Origin of the sequence: Lutimaribacter marinistellae, assembly GCF_042648365.1 — a bacterium.
Lineage (GTDB): Bacteria > Pseudomonadota > Alphaproteobacteria > Rhodobacterales > Rhodobacteraceae > Lutimaribacter_A > Lutimaribacter_A marinistellae.
In genome coordinates this window covers 1-8,325 of record NZ_JBHRXI010000013.1, presented here as the reverse complement: position 1 = coordinate 8,325, position 8,325 = coordinate 1, and the positions used below count along the sequence as shown (strand labels likewise).

The following is an 8,325-nucleotide window of genomic DNA, read 5'->3' as shown; positions in this document are numbered from 1 at the left end:
GCTCGTGCGTTCCGGTGGAAGCGGATGCTGGAGTCGGGCGAATACGCCACCATCGCCGAACTGGCCGAGCGCGAGGGGATGGCACCCTCCTACATAACGCGCGTCATGCGCCTGACTCTGCTCGCGCCCGACATCGTCGAGGCGATCCTGGACGGCAAGCAGGGGCCGGACGTGACGCTGGCGCAGGTGCTTGAGCCGTTCCCGCTGGGTTGGGCCATCCAGAGGAGATTTTTCGGACGCAACGGCTGAAGCGGGCGTTCCGGACCGGAGGAGCGATCGGCCGGAGCGAAAGAGTGGCGAATACGAGAGTTCGATCTCTAAAAGGGCGAATACCAGATCGGCGAGGTATAGGCGCGATCCTGTTGTACCATCATGGCGTCGTCCGGGAGGTCTTGTGGACCATAGAACGCTTCGTCGTAGGCGAGCCAGGACGGTGTCGGGATCTCCAAAACCCTCACGTAGTAGTAGGCGCGCTGTGTGGGATCGAACTCGGGGTCCTCCCAATAGCCGCCGATGGCCGCTGCCCCAATTGTGTTGGTGAAGTCGGCACCGTCCACGGTACTTCCCACAGGCGGCAGGTTTCCTTCTGCATCCGGTTCGCGGTCACCCGACCATGCCACATCGAAGACCTTTGTCGTCGGCTCGCCATCGTCGCCGACCCAGCCTTTGACGATTTGTATACGGTCGAGATTGGCGCCGTCTGGGTCACGCAGCGCGCGGATCATGAATGTCGGGGCCGCGCCGTCGGGGCCGGCGAAGAGATCGGCTCCCATCGGCACTCCGCGGTCGTAGCCCTCGGCGGCGAAGTCAGGGCGGTGCACTTCGTCTTCCTCGAAATTCCAGCCGGCGAAGACGCGCACAACCATACGAGAGCCAGTCGTGGCGTAGACTTCCTTCCGCTGGAATGCGTCCCAGATCTCCGCGCGGGTGTTTTCTCGCGCCCAAGCGACGGCGAGGCCTGAGGCGAGGGTTTCATAGTGACGGATTGCAACCTCGTCGCCAATAATGGCGTCTTGAATGATCAACTCGTTATAGCGTTCAGAGGCGGTGCCGGGCTCACCCGGGGTGGCCTTGCCGAAGTAATTGTCTTCTCGGGTGGTGGCGAGCGACGTGTGGCTGTCAGTCGAGCCGATCTGGCCAAACTTGAAAGGATTGACGCCGATCTCTTCCTCGATAGCGAGGCCCCTTGCCAGCGCCTCGCGCGCATATTCCTTCGGTAGCATCTCAGGCGTTTTAAGCTCGAAGCCGAAATTGCCACGATCCCAGCGGTAGTAGTCGGCGAATTCGTCATTGGGGCTCAACATAGGATGGGTCTCGCCATCGCCCTTTATCTGCGTCATTTCGTAGACCGGCTCCCACCGAGCCCGACGTTCTGCATAGTCGATATCGATGGGTTCGCCGTTGAGACGCACAGTGTCGAACATCAGCCCGTTGGACAGGTTGCCGCCATGCGGGATTGCCATGACGCTACCGCCCGTTTCGTCCTCATAGCTCTGCATCCACGCCCACAGGTCTTCGGGATCGTTGCTGTCGTAGTTGGAGAACGGGATTCTCGTTCCAACCTTGTCGCCATCGTCGCGGAACATCACCACCCTGTGCAGGTTGTTGCCATCGGGCGACGACGTCCATTCAAAGCCGTGCAGAGAGGTGACCACACCGGGTTCGTTGAAGCGCTCGGCACTTTCCACAATCCTTGCCCAAATCGAGCGCGTCAGGTCATCGTCATCGATGGGGTCCGCAAGTTCCGCCATCGCTGTGCCCCACATGACGTAGGCTTCGTTAAGTTGCCCAGCCTTCACAAGATCATGCACTTCTCGACCCCAAGGGAGTGCAAGCAAAGCCGGATTCGACTCTGCGATCATCGGGGCGAGTCCGAGGTTCTCGGCATGATCTGCGACCACGAGGAAATCCAGAGGCCTGATGAGTTGCGCATACTCACCAACCGAAGCGCGTACTTTCTCTCCACGGGCGAACCTAAACGCGTCATCCGGACCAAGGCTATTGCCGATCATGCCTGCATCGGTTGAGTAGGACGTGTGCAGGTGCGTGTCGCCGAAGAACACCCGGTTCGGATAGGACTCATCGAGATAGGGCGAATAATGCCGCTGTCCGAGTACTACGTCTTCTTCGTCAATGGCGATGTCGCCGGTATAAGTCTGCGCCATCGCGGTACTGGCCAGGAGCAGCGCAGCCCCCGTGGTCAGGATTGGGAAGGATTTAAGCATGGCCTTTTCTCCTCTTTGATTGGCGTAGCCGCCGGCTGCGAGCATTTGGTAAAGGATTAGCGGTACGTTCTATTGCCCCACCACTTCAGTTAACACGTTGCCTGCCGCGCCATCGGGCGGGCGGGTGTCGGCGATGGCAGAGAGCGTCAGCGCAACGTCCACGGTGTGCACCCTGCGCGACACCGTTTGCGGCGCCAGCCCGTTTCCGGCGAACAGGATCGGCACGAAGGTGTCATAGCGCCAGGGCGAACCGTGGGTGACGGTGACCGAGAGTCCGTCGAAATCGTTAATGAACCAGCCGGGGTTGAACACCAGATAGATGTCGCCCGAGCGGTCCGGATTGTAGTTGTTGACCACCGCGCGGGTCAGGGCGTTCTCAGGCAGGGTACCCGCGCGCAGGCGCGAGCTGGGGATCGCGTACGCCACGCCTTCGAAGCTCACCAGTTCCTCGGCGATGGCGGTTTCCAGCGCCACCGGATCAACACCCTCGGCGGTGCGCGCCGCTTCTGTGAGGTTGATATAGGGATGGTCATAGCCCTCGACTATCTTGCCAGAGAGCTCGAACCGCGCCCGGATCCGGTCGACGGCAGCAGCGGAATCCCAAGCGTCGGGCGAGACATAGCCGCCCAGCTTGCCCAGTTCGGCAAGGTATCCAGGCGCCTCGGGCGCGCCGTGATCGGCCGACAGCACGATCAACGTCTTGTCCAGCCCAATCCTCGCGTCGACATGGGCGAACAGGTCGGCCAGCGTGCGGTCGAGTTGCAGCAGGTTGTCTTCGGCTTCGAGGCTCGAGGGGCCGAAGAAATGGCCGACATAGTCTGTCGATGAAAAGCTGACGCCCAGGAAATCGGTCACCTCGTCATTTCCCAACCCCTCGGCGTCGATCAGCGTCTTGGCGAAATCGGCGGTGATCTGGTCGCCCGCCGGGCTAATGGTGAGGAAGGTGGAGAAATAGGGGTCGTTCTCGTAAGAAAGCGGGTCGATGGTTGAATAGGGATGCGGGAAGGTGCGGCCGTAGCCTGCGAAATCCGGTTCCCAGTGCTGATCGTCGCGGTCGCCGAACAGGTAGCTGTCTATGGGGTTTAACAGATCCCACGAGCCGCCAAGATAGTTTTGCAGGATATCCGCGTCGTTCCACGCCACCACCCAGTCGGGGTAGTCATCGTAGTAATAGCTAGAGGTCACGAATTCGCCGCTGGCCTTGGAAAACCAGAACGCCTTGCCGGTATGCCCCGCCATGGTGACAGCGCCGCGATCCTTGACCGATACGCCGAACACCTTCGCCCGGCCTTGTGTTGCGATGGATAGCTCGTCCGAGAAGGTGGTCGTCAGGATTGCCGCGGGCGAGCGCCCGTCCGTGCCGGCGGCCTTTTGCGTCGGGTCGATCTCGGTTTCGGCATCGACACCCGCGCCGCCCGTGAGCAGCGGATAATCCGGGTCCTCGATGTTATAGACCGCGCGACCCAGCGTTCGGTCGAACCAGAGGTTGCCCACCATGCCATGCGCCGCCGGATGCGCGCCGGTGGCCAGCGTGGCGTGACCCACCACAGTTTCCGTATTGGCATGGGCGTGGTGCGCGTTGTCATAGTGGATGCCGTTTTCGATCAGATAGCGGAAACCACCTTCTCCGAACTGGTCGAGATGGCGCAGCGGCAGGTCGCCGCGAAGCTGGTCCACGGTGATCTGCAAAATCAGGCGCGGACGCTCCTGTGTGGCGATGTCCTGCGCCAGCGCGGTGCTGGCCAAGAGCAGCGCGGCCCCCGTGGTCAGGATCGGGATTGATGCTTTCATTGTCGTTACCTCCTGTTCAATTGGCAGGTTCGACGGCGGGGGAAGTCCGGCTCCTGTCGCGGATTTCTTCACGCGGCTGGTAGAGGCGGACGGCATTGCTCCAGCCCGGGGTGATCGGGAAGCAGTTCACGCGACCATCCTTCGTTTCGTTCTGCCTCAGCGCATGAGATCCGAGACTATTCCGATGGCCTCAAGGACAACGCCCGTGTCGCGGACAACGCGGTAAACTTCGTTGTTGTAGCGTGCAAAGCCTTGTCCGGGCGCCAGTGGCGGCAGGCGCCAACGGTCATAGTCCGTGATCCAGGCGTGACCCCGGGGAAGCAACTCTCCTTTGCGATAAACCTTCTTGACCTGTCCCGGGGGCAGGCCGCCGGGTTTCTTGGCCAGGCCCGGAGGCACTCCGGTGGCCTTGCCGGGCGGGACCTTGTGGTTCTTGCCTGGCTTCTTGCTGTCTGCCATCCCCGGCGATGTCGCCACGGCCAAGGCCAAGGAAATAGCAAGCATCAGCGTGCCTTTTGCAGTCATGATCGTCCTCCTTTCGAACTCGAAACTGTATAATCCCCGTCTGTATGACGGCTCGGGGTGGACTTCCGACTGCCCTTCCCTCACCAATCGTTGGGGCGCCGGCACGAGGTATTCCCCGGCGCCCCAACTTTTCGTATTTCGGGCAACCCTTCGCCACCCGATCCAGAAACGCATGGTCAAGGCCCGCCGCCAGGATTGCGAATGGCGCCTTCATTGTCGTTGCCTCCTGTTCAATTAGCAGGTTCGAAGGCGGGGAAAGTCCAGCTTCCGTCGAGGATTTCGGCGCGCGGCTGGTAGAGGCGGACGGAGTAGCTCCAGTCCGGCGTTATGGGGATGCAGTTCACGCGGCCATCGTCGCAGCCGCCCATGTGGATGGTGATGGAGCCATCCTCGTTCGGTTCGGCGGTAACGTTGTTGTAGTTGTTGCGGCCCATGTCATTGGGCTCCATGAAGCCGTTCGCGTTGTAGATCGTGACCGACCAGAACGCGTCCACCGGCACATCCTTGGCAGTGACCTTGAAGGGGGTCTCGCCATCGTTTTGGTTCACGGCATCGACAAGGTAGATCGCACCTTCGGCCGGCAGTCCGGCCCAGCCGGCGATCCCGCCTACCAGGTAGTGGACCGGATCCACGTCATCCTTTCGCCCGAAGGCAAGCGCGGAGTCAAAGCTGACCTCGGCAGCAAGGTCATTCAGCGCCTTACGCACTGCTGCCAGTTTCTCGGTGTCCCAGTCCGGTGCCTCGAACGGCCCAGTTCCGCCACCCGAGACGACAATGCCATCCTGCGCGGCATGGGCGGCCGTTACATCCTCCGGGTCGCCGGGTTCAATGAAAGTGCGGAAATTCACCGCCGCGAAGCGTGTACCGACAATCTCCTGTGTCAGTTCGTAGGTCCCGGGCTGGGCCTCGACGAACATGTGGTGGTCCTGATTGACCACGTGCATCGACTGGTAGCGCCCTTCGATCTCGGGCAGCGTGACTTCGACCGGCTCGGACAGATCCAAGACGAGCGAGGAATAGATCGTGTCCACGTTCATCCGGATTACCGGCTGGTTGGCGAGGTCCACCGTCTCGCGTTGGTGGACGATCTGGCCGATCTCGAGATTAAACGCCTCGATATTCTGGCGGATCATGTGATCGGTTTCCGCTCGAAGCAGGTTTTCGAGGGTGATCTCCTCGGCAGATGCCAAGGTTGGGGCGCAGAGCACGAGGGCAAGCAGGCTTCTCATAATCCTGTTCCTTTTCAACTGGCGGGTTCGACGTTGGGGAAGGTCCAGCTTCCGTCGAGGATTTCCTCGCCGGGCTGGTAGAGGCGGATGACGTAGTTCCAGCCCTCCATGATTGGCAGGCAGTTCACGCGGCCATCGTCGCACCCACCAAGATGCACGGTCATCGAGCCGTCATCGTTGCGGTCGCCCATGATCGAATTGATCACATAGCCGTCATGCGCGTTCTTCTCGAAGAACCCGTCGGCATTATAGAGGCTGACCGACCAGAATGCGCCCACCGGCACCTCGGCGGGCACCTCGATCTTGTATTCACCGACAGGCAAGTTTGGGACATTGGATGGATACATCGCCTCGGTCTCGGGCAGGCCGCCCCAGCCGATCCCTGTGCCGATAAAGTGACGAAGCGGAACAACGCTTTCCCGTGTTCCGAACGTGCCCTGAATACCACCGGCAAAAGGCAAGAGTTGCTTTGTCAGATCGACCAGCGTCTCATAGGCGTCCTCATCGTAGTCCGGCAGGATGAAGGGGTTGGACGAGACCGCCTCGATCTGCATCTGGTCCTGGATGGCGTTAACCGCCGCCACATCCTCTGGATCGTCTGCATCAACCAAAGTGCGCATGTAGACGATCACGTAATCGGTATCGAACGTGTCGGTGTCGAGCGCGTAGGTTCCGCCGCCGTGGAACACCGCGTTCACGAAGTGATCCTGATTGTAGATCATCGCCGACATGTACCGCTCACCGACGTCGGGCAGCGTCAGCGTCGCGCCTTCCGAGATATCGACAATGGCGGTGCTGTAGAGCGTATCGCGGTTCATTCGGATCGTGGGCTGGTTGTCGACCGGCGTCGGTTCGCGGAAGTGGTAGAAGCGGTTGATACCGCCCGCGAGTGCCACGTATTTGTCGAACTCGATGTCACTCGCAACCCGCGCGAAATTGTCGATGGTTACCGGGATCTCGCGCGCATCGATCATTTCGCTCAGGTTGTCATCGGCCATCTGGGCCGCAGCGGGCACCGCAGAAAGGGAGGCGGCCAGGCCGGAAGCGAGGCAGATCGCGGCAAATCGTGGAGTTGGGATCATGAAAGTCTCCTTCTTTGAACTGCGCTGTCGGTTTAGACCCGTCGGTCCGTTCAGAATGTCCAGGCAGCCGTCAGCGTGATGTAATCGGCTTCAAAACGGTTTTTGGCGCCTAAGTCGTGCATCCATTTTCCAAGAATGGTGAGCCCGCCACCCGCGGCTTCTGGGATCCAGACAAAGCCCGGGCCGATCCCGTAGGAGGACGACTTGAAGGCGCCGAGGGTGGCCCCGGCTCCGCTATCCGCGGTCAGCTGCTTGTAGTAGTAGCCCCGCAGCCCGATGGCCAAGTCCGGCGCCACGAACTGGTTGAACGTGGCATCGAGGTGAAACTCGTTGCCTGTCTTGTAATTGGTGGCCGGGTTCTCGGTATTGATCATGAGGCCGGCGGAGGCTGAAACCTCAGTGCCCGATTCCGGGTTGAACCAGGTGACGGCTCCGACGGTGTCGAAGCTCCAGTAATTGCGGCCCAGATTGACGAGATCGCCATCCGACGTGCTGTAGGCACCGGTCGGCGCAATGATCGTCTCGGAGAACCTGAAGGACCAGGGACCCGAACTCCAGTTCAGCTGGACCGGTGTGAACGCGATGTCGCTCAAGGCAAAGCTGCTATCTGAAAAGGGCAACCGACCACCCAGCGGGCCGGTTATCGCACCGTCCAGCGTCGCATAGCCGAACGGGATCGCCATGCCGACGGTGTAACGCCCCCCCGAGGACCGGCTGTTCGAAGGTATAACTGACGGACGTCATATTGATGAAGGTATCCGTCTCCAGACCAAGGCCGACCTGGCCTTCGAGAAGGGTCGTGCCTAAGCTTCCTGTCTGGAACCACGACACGTTTGCGACCTGAAAACCTGGTTCGGGCGGGAGCGCCAGGAAGATGTCCCCAACTGCACCAGGCAGGTAATGGCTTCCGCCGCCTTCGGCTGCCTGTGCCGAGTCGCTGCCGACCGGCAAGACCAAGCACGATGCGAGAAGCAACATGACACCGCTGGAATTTCGGCGCGTCTGAGCCGGGTCTATTAACTGGGGTGTCATTGAAGCAACTCCTTGAACTGAAAACAGGGGGTATTCGTGCATTCGGCCGGAACCGGCGCTCCATAGCGGCAGCTGCCGTCTCGTTGATCCCTGCTCATGTCATCCGGGGGCGCCATGTACTCGCCAGTCTTCAGTCATAGGCTTCCATGGTGTTCTTGACCGCCATGTCCACCGCCCCGGCGAGCAGCCTGCCCGGATCGTCGTCGCAGGAATCCTCCAGCTCTTCGACGAACTCGTCTCTGAGCCCCTCGCGCTCGGCCTCGTCCGGGACGAGCGCGAGAATGTCGAGCTGGCGATTGTAGATGGCAACGAATGCCATCCGGCGCACGATTGCGGTCACCGCCTCATCATCATCCGGGTAGGTTTCCAACACGCTTTCACAGCTGTGATGCATGTGGGGCATGGCGGCATCGAGCACGGCCTGGATGTCCACCTCCTCGG

8 protein-coding genes are annotated in these 8,325 nt (G+C 60.8%); 1 reads left to right on the top strand and 7 read right to left on the bottom strand.

What is annotated here, in order from left to right; translation table 11 throughout:
- Positions 1–249 (top strand): hypothetical protein (locus tag ACFORG_RS13475; RefSeq protein ID WP_386736056.1); only part of this gene is annotated, 249 nt, incomplete at its 5' end.
- 68 nt (positions 250–317) lie between these two features.
- Here ACFORG_RS13475 and ACFORG_RS13470 read toward each other — a convergent pair.
- From ACFORG_RS13470 to ACFORG_RS13440, 7 genes are all read right to left on the bottom strand, one after another.
- Entirely contained in the window at positions 318–2,270 is a 1,953-nt protein-coding gene (locus ACFORG_RS13470) for a DUF3604 domain-containing protein (protein WP_386736055.1), read from the bottom strand.
- 24 nt (positions 2,271–2,294) lie between these two features.
- Entirely contained in the window at positions 2,295–4,016 is a 1,722-nt protein-coding gene (locus ACFORG_RS13465) for an alkaline phosphatase family protein (RefSeq protein ID WP_386736054.1), read from the bottom strand.
- A 156-nt stretch (positions 4,017–4,172) separates the two neighbouring features.
- Positions 4,173–4,541, bottom strand: a complete 369-nt coding sequence (locus tag ACFORG_RS13460; RefSeq protein ID WP_386736053.1) for a hypothetical protein — start codon at positions 4,539–4,541, stop codon at positions 4,173–4,175.
- 230 nt (positions 4,542–4,771) lie between these two features.
- Positions 4,772–5,770 carry a DUF1214 domain-containing protein gene (locus ACFORG_RS13455; RefSeq protein ID WP_386736052.1) on the bottom strand — a complete coding sequence of 333 codons (999 nt, stop codon included), beginning with the start codon at positions 5,768–5,770 and terminating at the stop codon, positions 4,772–4,774.
- Between the two features lie 14 nt (positions 5,771–5,784).
- Positions 5,785–6,852, bottom strand: a complete 1,068-nt coding sequence (locus ACFORG_RS13450) for a DUF1254 domain-containing protein (RefSeq protein WP_386736051.1) — start codon at positions 6,850–6,852, stop codon at positions 5,785–5,787.
- 50 nt (positions 6,853–6,902) lie between these two features.
- Entirely contained in the window at positions 6,903–7,580 is a 678-nt protein-coding gene (locus tag ACFORG_RS13445) for a SphA family protein (protein WP_386736057.1), read from the bottom strand.
- Positions 7,581–8,014: 434 nt separating this feature from the next.
- The coding region (locus tag ACFORG_RS13440; RefSeq protein ID WP_386736050.1) for a hypothetical protein at positions 8,015–8,325 on the bottom strand (311 nt) is incomplete at its 5' end.